Source organism: bacterium SCSIO 12696 (assembly GCA_024397955.1).
GTDB lineage: Bacteria > Pseudomonadota > Gammaproteobacteria > Pseudomonadales > Porticoccaceae > SCSIO-12696.
Genome location: CP073744.1, coordinates 2,305,001 through 2,323,594, shown reverse-complemented (window position 1 = coordinate 2,323,594; position 18,594 = coordinate 2,305,001). Strand labels below are relative to the sequence as shown.

Here is an 18,594-nt window from a genome sequence, read left to right as displayed (position 1 = left end):
AAAACCCAACACAAATAACCCCTGACCCCACAATATCTTTGGGGGGGCTACAGGCGGGAGCGGCATTCTAATGACACCGCTACCGGACGTCAAGCGAATCGGAAGGCACTTTCAAGTGTAGAGTGTTGGCCCTTGCGGGATCGCCGACAGCAGGGATGCTGTCGACGAGCATACAGGGATGTACTTGCTGCGTATCCCGCGAGGGTTAACGCTCTACACTACACTCCAAACCCAATGGATTCCCGCCTTCGCGGGAATGACGATGGGCTCCGAATCACTCTTCGCCGCTGGAACTCAGTGCTTCGCTCAGCGCTGCTTCCACATCGCTGGCGGTTACGGCCAGACCTTCGGCCTGCTCCGCTTCGCGCTCGGCGCGACGCTGTTTGTGGTGCGCCAGACCGGTACCAGCCGGTATCAGACGACCCACAACCACGTTCTCTTTCAGGCCACGCAGACCATCTTGCTTGCCGGTTACGGCAGCTTCGGTCAGTACACGGGTGGTCTCCTGGAAGGAGGCCGCAGAGATAAACGATTCGGTGGCCAGCGACGCTTTGGTGATACCCAGCAACAGGCGCTCGAACTTGGCGGGAATCTTGCCGTCCAGCTCCAGCTGCTCGTTCACTTCCATCACCCGGTTGAACTCCACCTGCTCGCCTTTCACGAACGGGGAATCGCCCATATCGGTGATTTCCACCTTGCGCAGCATCTGGCGAACAATCACCTCAATGTGCTTGTCGTTAATGCCCACACCTTGCAGGCGGTAAACGTCTTGCACCTCGTTGGCGATGTACTTGGCCAGCGCGTCCACACCCAGCAGGCGCAGAATATCGTGGGGGTTATCCGGACCTTCAGGGATCACCTCACCCTTCTCCACGTGCTCACCTTCGAACACGCCCAGCTGACGCCACTTGGGAATCAGTGCTTCGTAGTGGGTGCTGCCATCGGGCAACGGCTGACCGTCTTTAGGTGTGATAACCAGACGATTTTTGCCTTTGGTCTCTTTACCGAAGCTCACGGTACCGGAGATTTCCGCCAGAATGGCAGGGTCTTTCGGCTTACGGGCTTCGAACAGGTCGGCCACGCGGGGCAGACCACCTGTGATGTCCTTGGTACCGCCGCTTTCTTGCGGGATACGGGCAATCACCTCACCAACGCCGATCTGGCCACCGTCGGTGGACATCACAATCGCCTTGGCAGGTAGCGCGTAGTGCGCCGGAACCGTAGAGTTCGGGAAGCACAACTCTTTACCTTTATCATCCAGCAGAGTCACCAGAGGCTTCAGGTCTTTACCAGCCGCCGGGCGTTCGTTGGGGTCCAGCACTTCGGTACTGGTCAAGCCAGTCATATCGTCAGTAGTGCGACGAACAGACAGACCATCTTCCATACCGGAGAACTGCACCTTACCGGATACTTCCGAGATAATCGGGTGAGTGTGCGGATCCCAGTTGGCCACCACGTCACCAGCGGCAACAGAGGCACCTTCTTTCACCTTGATCACAGCACCGTAAGGCAGCTTGTAACGCTCGCGCTCGCGACCGTTTTTGTCAGCCAACGCCAGCTCGCCGGAGCGGGACACAGAAACCAGCTCGCCGGTTTCGCGCTCAACCACCTTGGCGTTCACCAGGCGAACTACACCTTCCTGCTTCACCTGGATGCTGTCCACTGCCGAAGCACGGGACGCCGCACCACCGATGTGGAAGGTACGCATGGTCAGCTGAGTACCGGGCTCACCGATGGACTGGGCGGCGATAACGCCCACCGCTTCACCGGAGTTGACCTTGTGGCCACGGGCCAGGTCGCGACCGTAACACTCGGCACAGATGCCGTAGCGGGTGTCACAGGTGATCGGTGAGCGAACCAGAACCTCATCGATGCCCAGGGCTTCGATGCGTTCAACCCACTTCTCGTCGATGATAGTGCCCGCAGGCAGAGCGATTTCGTCGCTGCCGGGCTTGAGCACGTCCTGCGCCACAACACGGCCCAGAATACGATCACCCAGAGATTCGATAATGTCGCCGCCTTCAATTACCGGCGTCATCAACAGACCTTTGTTGGTGCCACAGTCGTCTTCCACCACAACCACGTCCTGAGCCACATCCACCAAACGGCGGGTCAGGTAACCGGAGTTGGCGGTTTTCAGGGCGGTATCCGCCAGACCTTTACGGGCACCGTGGGTGGAGATGAAGTACTGAAGTACGTTCAAACCTTCACGGAAGTTGGCGGTAATGGGCGTCTCGATAATGGAGCCGTCCGGACGGGCCATCAGGCCACGCATACCCGCCAGCTGACGAATCTGTGCGGGTGAACCCCGGGCGCCAGAGTCGGCCATCATAAATACAGAGTTGAAGGAATCTTGATCTTCGTCGTCGCCGTCGCGATTGGTGACGGTTTCGGAAGAAATACCTTCCATCATCGCCTTGGCCACCAGGTCGTTGGCGCGAGACCAGATATCCACCACCTTGTTGTACTTCTCGCCCTGGGTTACCAGGCCGGAAGCAAACTGGGCTTCGATTTCTTTCACTTCGTCTTCCGCACGGCCGATGATTTCCGCCTTGGCGTCGGGAATCATAAAGTCGTTCACGCCGATAGAGGCGCCGGACTTGGTGGAGAAATCAAAACCGGTGTACATCAGCTGGTCGGCGAAGATAACCGTATCTTTCAAGCCAACCTGGCGGTAGCACTCGTTGATGATGCTGGAGATGGCTTTCTTCACCATCGCCTTGTTCACCAACTCAAACGGCAGGCCTTGGGGCACGATGTCCCACAACAGGGCACGGCCCACGGTGGTGTCCGCCACAAAGCTGCGCTCCTGGCGCTCGCCGTCTTCGTCGAAGGTGACTTCGTCGATACGTACTTTTACGCGAGCTTGCAGGTCAGCTTGCTTGCTGTAGAAAGCGCGGGACACTTCTTTCACGTCGGTGAACAGGGTGCCTTCGCCCTTGGCATTGATGCGCTCGCGAGTCATGTAGTACAGGCCCAGAACCACGTCCTGAGACGGTACGATAATGGGCTCACCGTTGGCGGGCGACAGGATGTTGTTGGTAGACATCATCAGCGCGCGGGCTTCCAGCTGGGCTTCCAGGGTCAGCGGTACGTGTACCGCCATCTGGTCACCGTCGAAGTCGGCGTTATAGGCGGCACACACCAGCGGGTGCAGCTGAATGGCTTTACCTTCAATCAGCACTGGCTCAAACGCCTGGATACCCAAACGGTGCAGGGTCGGTGCACGGTTCAGCAGTACCGGGTGTTCGCGGATTACTTCGTCCAAGATGTCCCAAACAACGGGCTCTTCACGCTCCACCATTTTCTTGGAGGCTTTGATGGTGGTGGCCAGGCCACGACCTTCCAGCTTGGCAAAGATAAACGGCTTGAACAGTTCCAGAGCCATGCGCTTGGGCAGGCCGCACTGGTGCAGGCGCAGGGTGGGGCCAACCACGATCACGGAACGGCCGGAGTAGTCCACGCGCTTACCCAGCAGGTTCTGACGGAAGCGACCCTGCTTACCTTTGATCATATCGGCCAGAGATTTCAGCGGGCGTTTGTTGGAGCCGGTGATGGCACGGCCGCGACGGCCGTTATCCAGCAGTGCGTCTACAGATTCCTGCAGCATACGCTTTTCGTTGCGCACGATAATGTCTGGGGCATTCAGCTCCAACAGGCGCTTCAAACGGTTGTTACGGTTGATCACGCGGCGGTACAAGTCATTCAGGTCAGACGTGGCAAAACGGCCACCGTCCAGCGGTACCAGCGGACGCAGATCCGGCGGCAGAACCGGCAGTGCTTCCATCACCATCCACTCCGGGTTGTTGCCGGAGTTGTAGAAGGCTTCCAGCAGCTTGAGGCGCTTGGAGTACTTCTTAATCTTGGTTTCGGAGTTGGTGGCGGGAATCGCTTCACGCAGCTCGGCAATATCGTCTTCCAGGCTGATGTCTTTCATCAGCTGCTGGATAGCCTCGGCACCCATCAGAGCGGTGAACTCGTCGCCAAACTCTTCCAGAGCTTCGAAGTATTGCTCGTCGTTGAGCAGCTGACCGCGCTCCAGAGTGGTCATACCCGGATCGACCACAACATAGGATTCAAAGTACAGCACCCGCTCGATTTCGCGCAGGGTCATATCCAGCAGCAGGCCGATACGAGACGGCAGGGATTTCAGGAACCAGATGTGGGCAACCGGGCAAGCCAGTTCAATGTGGCCCATGCGGTCACGACGCACTTTGGCAAGGGTAACTTCAACGCCACACTTCTCACACACGATACCGCGGTGCTTCATGCGCTTGTACTTGCCGCACAGGCACTCGTAGTCCTTAACCGGGCCAAAAATCTTGGCGCAGAACAGGCCTTCGCGCTCCGGCTTAAAGGTGCGGTAGTTAATGGTTTCCGGCTTTTTGACTTCGCCAAACGACCAGGAGCGAATCATGTCCGGTGACGCCAGGCCGATACGGATTGCGTCGAATTCGCCAGTTTGGTCCTGAGACTTCAAAAGATTCAGTAAGTCTTTCAAGGTCTTTCCTCCAGTGGGTAGTCTAGTTGCCCCGCTACGTTAAGTAGCGGGGGCTATATTCTTAAGCGTGAACAAGCCTGGGCTTATTCGCTCTCCAGCTCGATGTTGATGCCCAAGCTGCGGATTTCTTTAACCAGTACGTTAAAGGATTCCGGCATGCCCGGCTCCATGCGGTGGTCACCGTCCACGATGTTTTTGTACATCTTGGTACGACCATTCACGTCATCGGACTTCACAGTCAGCATCTCTTGCAGGGTGTAAGCGGCACCGTATGCTTCCAGTGCCCACACCTCCATCTCACCGAAGCGCTGGCCACCAAACTGCGCCTTACCACCCAGCGGCTGCTGGGTAACCAAGCTGTAAGAACCGGTGGAACGGGCGTGCATCTTGTCGTCCACCAGGTGGTTCAGCTTGAGCATGTACATGTAGCCAACGGTTACCGGGCGCTCGAAGGCGTCACCAGTACGGCCGTCGAACAGGGTCATCTGACCGGATTCCGGCAGGTCAGCCAGCTTCAACAGCTCTTTCACTTCGCTTTCTTTGGCGCCGTCAAACGCTTGGGTGGCCATAGGCACACCGCCGCGCAGGTTGTTGGCCAGCTCCATGATTTCGCCGTTGTTAAGCTTCTTCAGATCCGCCGGGGCAGCGCTGGCGCCAGAAGAGTAAATCTCTTGCAGGAACTCGCGCAGTTCAGCGGCTTTCTTCTGCTCTTTAATCATGTTGTCGATCTTGCGACCCAGACCCTTGGCAGCCAGACCCATGTGGGTTTCCAGTACCTGACCCACGTTCATACGAGACGGTACACCCAGCGGGTTGAGAACGATGTCTACCGGCTCGCCATTGGCGTCGTGAGGCATATCCTCTTCCGGCATAATTACCGAGATAACACCTTTGTTACCGTGGCGACCGGCCATCTTGTCACCGGGCTGGATGCGACGTTTAACCGCCAGGTACACCTTGACGATTTTCAGTACGCCAGGCGCCAGGTCATCGCCGGTTTCCAGCTTGCCTTTCTTGTCTTCAAAGCGGTCGTCCAAAATGGCGCGACGCTCCTTCAAACCTTCTTCGGCACGTTCCAGCTGCTCGTTGTGAGCCTCATCGGCCATACGCACGCTGAACCAGGCGTCTTTGTCGTAATCGGCGGCTACCGCATCGGTGAGCTCGTCGCCCTTCTTCAGGCCGGGTGCTTTCACCACTTTGCTGCCCACCAGCGCAGAGCGCAGGCGTTCGAAAGTGGCGTTTTCCATAATGCGGTATTCGTCGTTCAAGTCTTTGCGGAACTGATCCAGCTCGGCTTTCTGGATGGCCAGAGAGCGGGCGTCACGTTCGATGCCATCACGGGTGAATACCTGTACGTCGATCACTGTGCCCTTGGTGCTGGAAGGCACACGCAGGGAAGTGTCTTTTACGTCGGAGGCTTTTTCACCGAAGATGGCGCGCAGCAGCTTCTCTTCCGGAGTCAGCTGGGTTTCGCCTTTTGGCGTTACCTTGCCCACCAGAATGTCGCCAGCATTTACCTCAGCACCGATGTACACGATGCCGGACTCGTCCAGACGAGACAGAGCAGATTCGCCTACATTGGGGATATCCGCGGTAATCTCTTCAGAACCCAGCTTGGTGTCGCGAGCCACACAGGTGAGTTCCTGAATGTGGATGGTAGTAAAGCGATCTTCTTTTACCACGCGCTCGGATACCAAAATGGAATCCTCAAAGTTGTAGCCGTTCCAGGGCATAAACGCGATGCGCATGTTCTGGCCCAGGGCCAGTTCGCCCAAGTCAACGGACGGGCCGTCGGCCAGAATGTCGCCACGCTCAACTTTGTCACCGGTGCGCACAATGGGGCGCTGGTTGATGCAGGTGTTCTGGTTGGAGCGGGTGTATTTGGTGAGGTTGTAGATATCCACACCAGCGTCACCGGCGTCTACTTCCTTATCGCTAACGCGAACCACAATACGACCAGCGTCAACGCTTTCGATCACACCGCCGCGCTTGGCCACCTTACATACGCCGGAATCGCGGGCCACAAAACGCTCCATACCGGTGCCCACTACAGGCTTGTCGGCACGCAGAGTCGGCACCGCCTGACGTTGCATGTTCGACCCCATCAGGGCGCGGTTGGCGTCATCGTGCTCCAGGAACGGAATCAGCGACGCCGCCACAGACACAACTTGCTGCGGAGATACATCCTGATACTGAACGTCCACCGGCGGCTTAACGGTAAATTCGCCCTGGTGACGTACGGAAACCAGTTCCTCCACCAGCTTGCCTTTGCTGTCCACTTCAGCAGAGGCCTGGGCAATCACGGTCTCGCCTTCGTTGATGGCGGACAGGTATTCGATGTCTTTGGTGACCTTGCCGTTGACCACTTTGCGGTACGGACTCTCCAGGAAGCCGTAGCTGTTGGTGCAAGCGTAGGTGGCCAGAGAGTTGATCAAACCAATGTTTGGACCTTCCGGCGTCTCAATAGGACATACACGACCGTAGTGAGTTGGGTGTACGTCACGCACTTCAAAGCCAGCGCGCTCACGGGTCAGACCACCTGGGCCCAACGCGGAGATACGACGCTTGTGAGTTACCTCAGACAGCGGGTTGTTCTGGTCCATAAACTGGGACAGCTGGCTGGAACCAAAGAACTCTTTCATGGCCGCAGCAACGGGCTTGGCGTTGACCATGTCCTGAGGCATCAGGCCTTCAGATTCCGCCATGGACAGGCGTTCTTTCACGGCGCGCTCAACGCGAACCAGACCGATACGGAACTGGTTTTCGGCCATTTCACCCACAGAGCGAATACGGCGGTTACCCAGGTGGTCGATGTCGTCGACTGTGCCTTTACCATTGCGGATATCGATGAGTGTTTTCAGTGCAGCAACAATGTCTTCGCGATCCAGTACACCGCCGCCGGTTTCGTCTTCACGACCGAGGCGACGGTTGAACTTCATGCGGCCAACTGCAGACAGATCGTAGCGATCGGCACTGAAGAACAGGTTCTGGAACAGACCTTCTGCAGACTCTTTGGTGGGGGGCTCGCCCGGACGCATCATGCGATAAATTTCTACCAACGCTTCCAGCTGGGTGCGAGACGGGTCGATACGCAGGGTATCAGACACAAAGGAGCCGCAATCCAGGTCGTTGGTGTACAGGGTTTCGATGGCGGTTACTTCCGCTTCCGCCAGCTGGGTCAGTACTTCGGCGGTAATTTCGGTGTTGCATTCCAGCAGCACTTCACCGGTTTCTTTGTTGATAATGTCTTTCGCCAGGGCACGACCCAACAGGTAATCGTTGGGCACTTCCAGCTCGGTGGTACCGGCTTTTTCCAACTCGCGAATATGGCGCGCGGTAACACGACGACCCTGCTCAACCAGTACTTTTTTACCGGCTTTAATGTCGAAAGCGGCAATCTCACCACGGAGGCGAGAAGGCACCAGCTCCATTTTGAAGACTTCTTTCTTCAGATCCACACTGAAGTTGGTGGTGTCGAAGAACAGGTCGAGAATTTCTTCGGAGCTGTATTCTAGGGCGCGCAGCAGAATGGTCGCCGGCAGTTTGCGACGGCGATCGATACGTACGTACACCAGATCTTTGGGGTCGAACTCAAAGTCCAGCCAGGAACCGCGGTAAGGGATGATACGCGCGGAGTACAGCAATTTACCGGAGGAGTGCGTCTTGCCCTTGTCGTGGTCGAAGAACACGCCGGGGGAACGGTGCAACTGGGAAACAATTACCCGCTCGGTGCCGTTGACCACAAAGGTGCCGGTGTCGGTCATCAGGGGCACTTCGCCCATGTAGACTTCCTGCTCTTTGATGTCTTTGATGGCTTTGTTGGACGACTCTTTGTCGTAGATCACCAGGCGCACTTTCACCCGCAGCGGGGCAGCGTAGGTAACGCCACGCAGTTTACATTCTTCCACGTCGAAGACGGGCTTGCCCAGCTGGTAGTCAACGTATTCCAGTGCGGCATTGCCAGAGTAGCTGACAATGGGGAATACGGAATTCAAAGCGGCGTGCAGACCGGTTTTCTGCCGTTCTTCGACGGGCAGGCCTAATTGTGTGAAGTGGCGGAAGGAGTCCAGCTGAATGGCCAACAGGTATGGCAATTCCATTACCTGCGGCAGCTTGCCGAAATCCTTGCGAATACGTTTTTTCTCAGTATATGAGTAAGGCATCTGCATTCCCCGTACGTACTACTGTGCTTGTGTAGAGTCCGGCCTCAGTGGCCGAGCCCATTCGTTACCGCATCACTGCCATAACGTCTTGAATATCGCCGCTTCAGAGGTGGACAAAAAGTGCCCTGCCTGAAGCGGGAAAAGGCCGGTGGGCAAAATGCCCACCAGCCTCGCGCCTAAAACAAGTTAGGCCGCGTACACAGAGTCGAACTTACTTGAGCTCGACAACTGCGCCAGCTTCTTCCAGCTGCTTCTTGGCTTCTTCAGCGTCGTCTTTGGAAACGCCTTCTTTAACCGCAGAAGGTGCACCGTCAACCATAGCCTTGGCTTCTTTCAGGCCCAGACCGGTAATAGCGCGAACGGCTTTGATCACGTTTACTTTCTTGTCGCCAGCGGAAGACAGAACTACGTCGAACTCAGTCTTCTCAGCAGCGGCTTCACCACCTTCACCAGCGGCAGGAGCAGCAGCAACTGCAACAGCGGCTTGGGCAGAAACGCCAAATTTTTCTTCCATGGCTTCAACCAGCTCAACAACGTCCATTACGGACATTTCGGCGATTGCGTTCAGGATATCGTCTTTAGAAAGAGCCATTACTCATTCTCCTAAAAAATATAAAAAAGTTTGTTAACAAAAAGCTGCCGACTTAATAAATAAATCAGGCGGCTTCTTTTTGGTCGCGAACAGCTGCAACAACACGAGTAACCTTGCTGGGTACTTCGTTGAAGGTACGAACCACTTTGGTAACCGGCGCCAACATAACGTTGGCCAGCATGCCGAGGGCCTGCTCCAGAGTTGGCATTTTCGCCAGAACGTCGATTTGACCGGCGTCCAGCACTTTGCCACCTACAGACAGGGCCTTAACCTCAAACTTTTCTTCTTCTTTAGCGAAGTCTTTGAAAAGTCGAGCGGCAGCGCCTGGATCTTCCATGGAAAATCCAAACAGGCTGGGGCCTTTCAGTGATTCAGAGATACATTCAAACTCAGTACCTTCGATAGCGCGCTTCGCCAGAGTGTTACGTACAACACGGAGGTTGATACCATTCTCGCGAGCTTGCTTACGCAAGGCGTCCATAGCGCCGACAGACACACCGCGTGCGTCGGCAATTACCAGTGACAGCGCGTTAGCTGCAGTCTCGTTAACATCAGCGACGATCGCTTTTTTGTCTTCGAGTCCAATAGCCACTTATTTCTCTCCTGGATTTGAAGTTAAAGATTGGGAACATTCCCAACCCCGTTTTCGGTGATCAAATCCAGCGTTCTTAAACTGCAACTTACGTTACAAGAATGCTGATTTGGGTCACACGTCTGCGTAGGAAATTAAGAGTTGCGGTTCAAACTTCTCATAAAGAAGCTACTGCTGATCTGCGCCTCACCTACGGTCTTTGACGGCCCGCCTTTTACCCTGGAAGGGCAACAACAAAAGGCAAGCCCCAAAGTTCTTTACGCTTCTCTTTCCTAAAAAATTTAGATTTCCAGAGAAGACTGGTCGATAGTGATACCTGGGCCCATGGTGGTGGACAGGGTCACTTTCTTTAAATACACACCTTTGGCAGAAGCGGGCTTGGCCTTTTTCAGGTCAGCGATCAGCGCTTCCAGGTTTTCTTTCAGAGCCGCTTCTTCAAAGCTCACTCGGCCAATGCCGCCGTGAACAATACCGGCTTTGTCGGCGCGATAACGAACCTGACCGGCCTTGGCGTTTTTAACCGCAGTGGCTACATCGGGGGTTACGGTGCCAGTTTTTGGGTTAGGCATCAGGCCGCGAGGGCCGAGAATTTGACCCAGGGCACCGACAACACGCATAGCAGCGGGGTCAGCAATCACCACGTCAAAGTCCAGGTTGCCGCCTTTCACTTGCTCAGCCAGATCTTCCATACCAACGATGTCGGCACCGGCCGCTTTGGCCGCTTCAGCCGCTTCACCCTGGGTGAATACAGCAACGCGAACGTCTTTACCGGTACCGTTAGGCAGGGTAGTTGCGCCGCGAACAGCCTGGTCGGATTTACGGGGGTCAATACCCAGGTTCACCGCCACATCAACGGTTTCGGCAAACTTCACGGTAGACAGCTCTTTCAGCAGGGAAACAGCGTCGGCCATTGGGTACTGCTTGCCAATCTCTACTTTTTCACGGATAGCGCGCTGGCGCTTAGACAACTTGGCCATTTACACACCCTCCACTTCGATACCAGCACTGCGGGCAGAACCAGCAATGGTACGAACTGCAGCGTCCATATCGGCAGCTGTCAGATCGGCTTCTTTGGTTTTTACAATTTCTTCCAGCTGAGCGCGGGTCACCTTGCCCACTTTGTCGCTGTTGGGGCGACCGCTGCCTTTCTTGATGCCAGCAGCCTTGCGCAGCAGTACAGCGGCAGGCGGCGACTTCATAATGAAAGTGAAGCTGCGATCACTGTATACAGTAATCACAACAGGAACTGGCAGACCGGGCTCGATGCCTTGAGTCTGAGCGTTGAACGCCTTACAGAATTCCATGATATTTACACCGTGCTGACCCAACGCAGGACCAACAGGGGGACTTGGGTTGGCCTGACCGGCCTTTACTTGCAGCTTGATATAAGCTTCGACTTTTTTAGCCATGGTTTCACTCCAGATGGGTGATTAGCGCCTCAAACCCCGCCCTGCGCCAAAACGCAAAACAGAGCCGTCTCAGGCTCCCCGCTCCACCGACCCATTCGGCGAAGCATTTAAAATTCAGTTTTTCAGGCTCAGGTTTTTTCGACCTGAGTAAATTCCAGCTCAACCGGCGTGGTGCGACCAAAGATAGATACCGCCACATGCAAGCGGCTCTTCTCGTAATTGACCTCTTCAACAACACCATTGAAGTCGTTGAAAGGGCCATCGATAACGCGCACCACTTCGCCCGGTTCGAACATGGTCTTGGGCTTTGGCTTTTCTTCCGAATCGTGCATACGTTGCAGAATGGCTTCCGCTTCACGTTCAGTAATCGGCGCAGGGCGATCCGCCTTGCCGCCAATAAAACCCATCACTCGAGGGGTTTCTTTTACCAAGTGCCAAGTATCGTCACTGAGCTCCATTTGCACCAGCACGTAACCGGGGAAAAACTTGCGTTCGCTCTTACGCTTTTGACCGCCGCGCATTTCCACCACTTCTTCGGTGGGCACCAGCACTTCGCCAAACTGCTCTTCCATGCCATGCAGCTCAATGCGCTCTTTCAGCGAACCTGCCACTTTCTTTTCGTAGCCGGAATAGGCGTGTACCACATACCAACGCTTGGCCATATTCAATTCCTATCTAGATGAACCTTAGCCAATCACCAGCTTGGCCAATGCACCAAACAGTGCATCCAAGCCCCACAGCAGCAGCGCCATAACAATCACAACCGCCAACACCATTAACGTCGTCTGGTTGCGCTCTTGGGCAGTAGGCCATACCACTTTGCGTAGCTCAGTGCGGGCACCACGGAAAAGGGCGACAAAGCCAGCCCCTTTAGCAGTCTGCGCCGCCACAACACCGGCGAGGCCAAACAGAACCAGCACACCCAGCACTCGATAAAGCAGGCCGGGGTCACTTTCAGCCAAATTGGCAAAGTAATAGTTGCCACCGATAGCCGCCACCAAAAGGACAACCACCAATAGCCACTTCAGTCCGTCCAATTGATACTGCTTTTCTTCGCTCGCTGCGCTCATCAACGCTTTCGCACTCCGCTGTCTATGGTCGCTTACCTTGCAACTCTGTGTTGCAACAAACTATGGCAGGCCAGGAGGGACTCGAACCCCCAACTTTCGGTTTTGGAGACCGACGCTCTACCAATTGAACTACTGGCCTGTAAAGCAATTACCTGGCATCACTCGACGCCAAGCCCAACCCTTAAAAATCAGTTACTTGGGCAGCATTTGCCACCTCAGACAAATTTTTAAGTGCCAAAAAATCCCAGCGAAGCCTATTGCTTCGCGGGAAAATCTGGAGCTCTTGAGCAGATTTGAACTGCCGACCTCACCCTTACCAAGGGTGTGCTCTACCAACTGAGCTACAAGAGCATTAACCTGTATAAAAAGTCTTGCTTCCTTCCAGCCTCTCTATACAGAGAAAACTGGAGCGGGTAGCGGGAATCGAACCCGCATATTCAGCTTGGAAGGCTGACGTTCTACCACTGAACTATACCCGCCGAACTTACTTAAAATGGTGCTGGGCTGGATTACTCCAAACCACCGAAGCTTTCGCGTCAGAGCGCCTGCGGCGCATAAAAAGCCAGTCTGATCGCTTTGGCCACTCGGGAGCCGTAGCATAAAATCTTTTACCAAACCCCATCCTGGGGTGGATTACTCCGGGCATCCTGCTCTACGCCCTGCGGGTCAGCGCTGTGCGCTGCTCAAATTTGCTCCTGCAAATTTGTCGAACCAGGTTCAAATCCACTAACAGACCTACCGACCCTGAACATCCCGTTCACTGCTTTTCAGCATTTGTCCTTCGAATATGGTGCTGGGGGGTGGATTCGAACCACCGAAGCTTTCGCGTCAGATTTACAGTCTGATCCCTTTGGCCACTCGGGAACCCCAGCAAACTTACTTCAAAAAAACTGCTTCAATGCCAAGCAAGCCCTTTTGGTCACTCAAACCCAAGGAAGCCCAGCAAAAACGGCCGGACATTTTCTTTATCCAACCACACCCTGTCAACACCTAAGTGCTTCAAAGCGCTATAAAAAATGGAGCTGGTGATAGGAGTCGAACCTACGACCTGCTGATTACAAGTCAGCTGCTCTGCCAACTGAGCTACACCAGCTAAAACCGTTTCAACAGCCCTGAGTTTTGGGCTCTGCGCATAAACGGAGGCGGGATTCTATGGGAAGTCGCCGTGCGAAGCAACCACCGCACAGTTTTTTTGCAAAATTTCCGTACTTGGGCTTTTTGAGAGGATATCAAACCACAGGCGCCGCCCGACTTTCGCCTGCAGGGAAGCGGCAAATTGAAGCCAGTACTCCTGTTCTTCGGCCAAACCAGATGGAGCTAAAGACCAGCGTTGGTGAGCCACACCCAAGTCACTCAAACCACCGGACAACGACTCGATTAATTCCAACTCACGAACAGGCCCAACAACCAGACACTCACCGGATAATTGGAGATCACCGGGCTCCCGCTCTGATAACAATATGAGTCCAGATGCTTCATTAAGAGAAGCCGGCTGAGGAGTAGAAGCTGGTTGCTGCGATGAAAACCAGTAAAGCGCTACACCGTTCATCAACATCAAAATGGCAAATAGCCAACGCATACTGCATTCCTTAGGGCATCAACACCGACAGTCCATCCAATACCATTTCCTCCTTGAGGAAAACCTGACCATTAAGGTGGGGCAACAAGTATTGAGCATCACCGCCTCCCAGGAAAACAGGGGCACTGGAATTCAACTCTTGCCGTGCGCACTGTATCAATTGTATTGCCATTTTAAGGCAGCCATTGATAACCGCCTGAGCTGTACTACTGCCAGGATCTGTAATTGCGTTTTTCCACAAACTTTCAACTTTGACCTGGCTGGTACCTGAAAAAAGCGCCCTGCGCTGCATTTCCAAACCTGGAACGATAAAGCCCCCCAGATGCTGGCGGCGCTCATTCAACAAATCCACAGTTATGGCACTACCGGCGCTGACAATAACAGTGTCACCACTACTTTCACGGGAAGCCGCTAACACTGCCAACCAGCGATCGACTCCTAGCTGGCCAGGATCCGGGTAACCACATTGCACACCTGCCGCATGGCTATTGGTTACCGCCAACTCTAACTCAAGACCCCAACGGTTCATCACCCACTGAGCTAGCCCACTTTCGATATCTTTGCCGGCGACATTGGCCACACGCACGCGCTCAGGGCCCTCAACCAAGCCAGAAAAAGAATCCTCCCAGTCTCCACCATTTACCAGTGCACCTCGCTGCTCCCCACAACGCCACTTCGCCCGGGTATTGCCAATATCAATATCCATAACCGCCATTAACTGGCACTCCTCAAGCTGATTTCACCGCCATTAAAGTAATGTAACTCTCCATCAACCCTCAAGCCGATAGCACCTGCCTCAGAAACACCGCTGGCTGTGCCAACTACTGATCGATTAGCAGTAATCAACTCTACCGGCTTGCCACGAAAAGCGTCGCTGCCTTGCCATTCATCACGATAGCGGGCAAAACCCTGCTGGTGATAACTCGCCAGCATCGGCAGTAATTCATCCAGTAGGCTAGCCGCCACCTGATTGCGGGATATCGACTTGCCACATACCTTGCTAAGGTCAGTCCAGGGCTGATCAATACCTGATACCTGATTCGCAGGCATATTAATATTCACCCCTATTCCCACGACAACTTGGCAAAAACCCGCTGGATCACCAATCATTTCTAACAGTATGCCCGCAACTTTGTGTCCCTTATAAAGCACATCATTGGGCCACTTAAGCTCCGCCTCAACAGCACCACAAGTAGCCAAAGCGCGCTTCACTGCGACACCAACGGCCAAACTTAGCCCTTCCAGGGCAGCCGCTCCGCCATCAAACCCCCAAACTGCAGAAAGGTATAGGTTACGGGCAAACGGGCTCACCCATCGGCGCCCACGCCGGCCGCGCCCGGCGGTTTGCTGCTCCGCCAGCACCACATAGCCGCTAGCATCATTATGCTCCGCCCGTAGCCGGGCAACACTGTTGGTGGAATCAGTGCTACTCAGAATATCCAATTGGCTTAACTGCTCTTTGGCCCCCTTTGACAACGCTGACAATATGCCGTGCTTGCAAAACAACTCGATACCGCCAGGTACGCAATAGCCGCGCCCTTTGACTGTTTCTACATCCAATCCAAGTTCTACGAGTTTTTGCACTTGCTTCCAGACCGCTGTACGGCTTACACCAAGCTGGGTACCCAGCTCCTCGCCAGAATGAAACTGGCCATCTGCCAATACCGCGATCAAATTATCTGTTGAATCAACCACCATTACCCCACAAGGCCAAACCATTAAGCCAGATAAAGCGCACACCGAATACAAATATCACCAAAGCAAACAGCCGCTTCAACAGCAGTGCTGGCAAACGATGTGCCAGCTGTGCACCCCAGCGGGCACTGACCGTAGCCGCCAAAGAGATGCCAATAAAAGCCGGCAAATAGATATAGCCAACAGCCCCTTGCGGCAGAGATGTAATACTCCAGCCAGCAGCCATAAAGCTGAATGCGGAAAACAAGCCAATTGGCAATCCACAGGCGGCACTGGTGGCAATAGAGCGGTGAACGGAAACATTGCACCACAACAAATAAGGCGTCGTTAGAGAGCCACCACCAATGCCAAACAGCGCAGACAGAACCCCGATAACACTACCCGCCACACCATTTACCCAGCCACCAGGAAGTTCACGGTGTGCATGGGGCTTGACCCCCAAGCCAAATTGAATCGCCACTGCCACCATCAGCAACCCAAACACCAGCTGCAGCAGCACGCCGGAAAGCATTGCCGCAATGACACCTCCCAGAACAGCACCTATAGCAATACCCGGCGCCAACTGAACAAACACCGGCCACAGCACCGCTTTTTTTTGATGGTGCACCCAGGTAGCACTAATAGAAGTAACCACAATCGTCGCCAGCGATGTGCCAATGGCCAAGTGAGTCAGTATTTCAGCATCAAAACCTTGGGCAGTAAAAGAGATAATCAGCAAGGGAACGATTACCACCCCGCCACCGAGCCCAAACAGACCACCTATCAGGCCAGCGACAATGCCCAGAATGACGTAAAGCAGTAAGCCTTCGATCACTGAACCTCACAGCACTGATAGGGCGCAATTCTGAATAAAAAAACAATGGCGTTAATGACGCTTTCCCCAACCCAACAAAAGAAGGAAGTTTACGGTATGGAATCAGCGGTTGGAAATTAACAAGGCATTAAAATGACTGTGCTTTTTTAAGTTTCTAGCTACGAAGTGCCTCACATGGGGACAAAAAGGCAGGAGGCCTTTTTGCACAGCCGCAGGCAGACATAGTACCACTAAGGAAGTTCGGATCTGATGACCTACAATGACTCAGGCCATCCTGGCCTTCGGGCTGCGCCCGCCTGCGCTTCGCTACAGCGCCCAAAATCGTTCCCGACGATTTTGTCACATGGCAAGCCTTCGGCTTGCTTTAACGGGGTAGAAGGTCGTTGGGCATATAAATAAAAACCCCCAGCCGCTGTGCGACTGGGGGTTTTTATTTAAATCCTGGCGACAAATCCGCAGGAAGCGGATTTGGGCGTCTTTGACGGGCGCAGCCCGAGGTGCATGGATGCACCGAGCCATTGCCGTTGGTCATCGCCAGCCCGCGGTGGTGTTTCCGGCACAAAGTAAAACGCCTCAACCATTTCTGGTTGAGGCGTTTTAAATTAAATCCTGGCGATGACCTACTCTCACATGGGGAAGCCCCACACTACCATCGGCGATACATCGTTTCACTACTGAGTTCGGGATGGGATCAGGTGGTTCCAATGCTCTATGGTCGCCAGGAAAACTGGCTTGGATTGGCTGTCGTCTTATGTCTGTATGACTGCGTTGTGCCATGTCCAAATAGGGTGGCAGATTCTTAAGCTTTTACTGTCTGTGTCTTTCGTTCTTGCGTGTCTTTTGCTTTTCTACATGCTTGTCCGAACGTCACTGCAATCAGCAGCCTCAGTTATATGGTCAAGCCTCACGGGCAATTAGTACGGGTTAGCTCAACGCCTCACAACGCTTCCACACCCCGCCTATCAACGTCATAGTCTTTAACGGCCCTTTAGGGGAATCAAGTTCCCAGGGAGATCTCATCTTGGAAGAGGCTTCCCGCTTAGATGCTTTCAGCGGTTATCCTGTCCGAACATAGCTACCGGGCAATGCTTCTGGCGAAACAACCCGAACACCAGAGGTTCGTCCACTCCGGTCCTCTCGTACTAGGAGCAGCTTTCCTCAAATCTCCAACGCCCACGGCAGATAGGGACCGAACTGTCTCACGACGTTCTGAACCCAGCTCGCGTACCACTTTAAATGGCGAACAGCCATACCCTTGGGACCGGCTTCAGCCCCAGGATGTGATGAGCCGACATCGAGGTGCCAAACACCGCCGTCGATGTGAACTCTTGGGCGGTATCAGCCTGTTATCCCCGGAGTACCTTTTATCCGTTGAGCGATGGCCCTTCCATACAGAACCACCGGATCACTAAGACCTACTTTCGTACCTGCTCGACGAGTTTGTCTCGCAGTCAAGCACCCTTCTACCTTTGCGCTCATAGCATGATTTCCGACCATGCCGAGGGTACCTTCGTGCTCCTCCGTTACTCTTTGGGAGGAGACCGCCCCAGTCAAACTACCCACCATACACTGTCCCCGATCCGGATAACGGACCTGGGTTAGAACCTCAAACATACCAGGGTGGTATTTCAAGGGCGACTCCACGCAGACTAGCGTCCACGCTTCAAAGTCTCCCACCTATCCTACACAAATAGGCTCAAAGTTCAGTGCAAAGCTGTAGTAAAGGTTCACGGGGTCTTTCCGTCTAGCCGCGGGTACACTGCATCTTAACAGCGATTTCAATTTCACTGAGTCTCGGGTGGAGACAGCGTGGCCATCATTACGCCATTCGTGCAGGTCGGAACTTACCCGACAAGGAATTTCGCTACCTTAGGACCGTTATAGTTACGGCCGCCGTTTACCGGGGCTTCGATCAAGAGCTTCGCACAAGTGCTAACCCCATCAATTAACCTTCCGGCACCGGGCAGGCGTCACACCGTATACGTCCACTTGCGTGTTTGCACAGTGCTGTGTTTTTGATAAACAGTTGCAGCCACCTGGTCACTTCGGCCAGCCTCAGCTTAGGGAGCAAGTCCCATCACCAAAACCGGCGTACCTTCTCCCGAAGTTACGGTACCATTTTGCCTAGTTCCTTCACCCGAGTTCTCTCAAGCGCCTGAGTATTCTCTACCTGACCACC

General features: G+C 54.3%; 12 protein-coding genes, 5 tRNA genes and 2 rRNA genes (1 of these 19 running past the window's edge). All 19 read right to left on the bottom strand.

The features are described from left to right. Positions 1-274 precede the first annotated feature (274 nt). Complete coding sequence (rpoC, locus tag KFE80_10755; protein ID UTW44853.1) at positions 275-4,501, bottom strand: DNA-directed RNA polymerase subunit beta'; 4,227 nt, start codon at positions 4,499-4,501, stop codon at positions 275-277. Between the two features lie 83 nt (positions 4,502-4,584). Further along, positions 4,585-8,664 (bottom strand): DNA-directed RNA polymerase subunit beta, encoded by a 4,080-nt coding sequence (rpoB, locus tag KFE80_10750; GenBank protein ID UTW44852.1) that lies wholly within the window; start codon positions 8,662-8,664, stop codon positions 4,585-4,587. Positions 8,665-8,875: 211 nt separating this feature from the next. Beyond that, positions 8,876-9,256: a 50S ribosomal protein L7/L12 gene (rplL, locus tag KFE80_10745; protein ID UTW44851.1), complete on the bottom strand. Its 381-nt coding sequence runs from the start codon at positions 9,254-9,256 to the stop codon at positions 8,876-8,878. A 64-nt stretch (positions 9,257-9,320) separates the two neighbouring features. Beyond that, positions 9,321-9,848: a 50S ribosomal protein L10 gene (gene rplJ / locus KFE80_10740; protein UTW44850.1), complete on the bottom strand. Its 528-nt coding sequence runs from the start codon at positions 9,846-9,848 to the stop codon at positions 9,321-9,323. A gap of 281 nt (positions 9,849-10,129) precedes the next feature. After that, positions 10,130-10,825 carry a 50S ribosomal protein L1 gene (gene rplA, locus KFE80_10735; protein ID UTW44849.1) on the bottom strand — a complete coding sequence of 232 codons (696 nt, stop codon included), beginning with the start codon at positions 10,823-10,825 and terminating at the stop codon, positions 10,130-10,132. Beyond that, positions 10,826-11,257 carry a 50S ribosomal protein L11 gene (gene rplK, locus KFE80_10730; GenBank protein UTW44848.1) on the bottom strand — a complete coding sequence of 144 codons (432 nt, stop codon included), beginning with the start codon at positions 11,255-11,257 and terminating at the stop codon, positions 10,826-10,828. It abuts the gene before it with no gap. Positions 11,258-11,385: 128 nt separating this feature from the next. Further along, the gene (nusG, locus tag KFE80_10725) at positions 11,386-11,919 is read right to left on the bottom strand and encodes a transcription termination/antitermination protein NusG (protein UTW44847.1); all 534 of its coding nucleotides are present in this window, start codon (positions 11,917-11,919) and stop codon (positions 11,386-11,388) included. 24 nt (positions 11,920-11,943) lie between these two features. Continuing rightward, the gene (gene secE, locus KFE80_10720; protein ID UTW44846.1) at positions 11,944-12,327 is read right to left on the bottom strand and encodes a preprotein translocase subunit SecE; all 384 of its coding nucleotides are present in this window, start codon (positions 12,325-12,327) and stop codon (positions 11,944-11,946) included. Positions 12,328-12,390: 63 nt separating this feature from the next. Further along, positions 12,391-12,466, bottom strand: a tRNA-Trp gene (locus tag KFE80_10715). A 136-nt stretch (positions 12,467-12,602) separates the two neighbouring features. Next, positions 12,603-12,678: transfer RNA gene (locus KFE80_10710), tRNA-Thr, on the bottom strand. Between the two features lie 54 nt (positions 12,679-12,732). Further along, a tRNA-Gly gene (locus KFE80_10705) sits at positions 12,733-12,806 on the bottom strand. Between the two features lie 309 nt (positions 12,807-13,115). Further along, positions 13,116-13,199 (bottom strand) — tRNA-Tyr (locus KFE80_10700). 145 nt (positions 13,200-13,344) lie between these two features. Beyond that, a tRNA-Thr gene (locus KFE80_10695) sits at positions 13,345-13,420 on the bottom strand. Between the two features lie 57 nt (positions 13,421-13,477). Further along, on the bottom strand, positions 13,478-13,906 hold the full coding sequence (locus KFE80_10690) for a hypothetical protein (GenBank protein UTW44845.1): 429 nt from the start codon (positions 13,904-13,906) through the stop codon (positions 13,478-13,480). 10 nt (positions 13,907-13,916) lie between these two features. After that, entirely contained in the window at positions 13,917-14,621 is a 705-nt protein-coding gene (locus tag KFE80_10685) for a type III pantothenate kinase (GenBank protein UTW44844.1), read from the bottom strand. Next, positions 14,621-15,604, bottom strand: coding sequence for a bifunctional biotin--[acetyl-CoA-carboxylase] ligase/biotin operon repressor BirA (gene birA, locus KFE80_10680; GenBank protein UTW44843.1), 984 nt, complete (start codon positions 15,602-15,604; stop codon positions 14,621-14,623). The genes KFE80_10685 and birA overlap by 1 nt, the downstream gene beginning before the upstream one ends. Continuing rightward, positions 15,594-16,412 (bottom strand): sulfite exporter TauE/SafE family protein, encoded by an 819-nt coding sequence (locus tag KFE80_10675; protein ID UTW46702.1) that lies wholly within the window; start codon positions 16,410-16,412, stop codon positions 15,594-15,596. The genes birA and KFE80_10675 overlap by 11 nt, the downstream gene beginning before the upstream one ends. Before the next feature lie 610 nt (positions 16,413-17,022). After that, positions 17,023-17,138 (bottom strand): 5S ribosomal RNA (gene rrf, locus KFE80_10670). Between the two features lie 170 nt (positions 17,139-17,308). Continuing rightward, positions 17,309-18,594 (bottom strand): 23S ribosomal RNA (locus KFE80_10665) (it continues 1,592 nt past the right edge of the window).

Bases quoted from the DNA above. Each gene is read 5' to 3' on its own strand.
- rpoB (UTW44852.1), bottom strand. From the start codon at position 8,664: ATGCCTTACTCATATACTGAGAAAAAACGTATTCGCAAGGATTTCGGC.
- rplL (UTW44851.1), bottom strand. From the start codon at position 9,256: ATGGCTCTTTCTAAAGACGATATCCTGAACGCAATCGCCGAAATGTCC.
- rplA (UTW44849.1), bottom strand. From the start codon at position 10,825: ATGGCCAAGTTGTCTAAGCGCCAGCGCGCTATCCGTGAAAAAGTAGAG.
- rplK (UTW44848.1), bottom strand. From the start codon at position 11,257: ATGGCTAAAAAAGTCGAAGCTTATATCAAGCTGCAAGTAAAGGCCGGT.
- nusG (UTW44847.1), bottom strand. From the start codon at position 11,919: ATGGCCAAGCGTTGGTATGTGGTACACGCCTATTCCGGCTACGAAAAG.
- secE (UTW44846.1), bottom strand. From the start codon at position 12,327: ATGAGCGCAGCGAGCGAAGAAAAGCAGTATCAATTGGACGGACTGAAG.
- KFE80_10690 (UTW44845.1), bottom strand. From the start codon at position 13,906: ATGCGTTGGCTATTTGCCATTTTGATGTTGATGAACGGTGTAGCGCTT.
- KFE80_10685 (UTW44844.1), bottom strand. From the start codon at position 14,621: ATGGCGGTTATGGATATTGATATTGGCAATACCCGGGCGAAGTGGCGT.
- birA (UTW44843.1), bottom strand. From the start codon at position 15,604: ATGGTGGTTGATTCAACAGATAATTTGATCGCGGTATTGGCAGATGGC.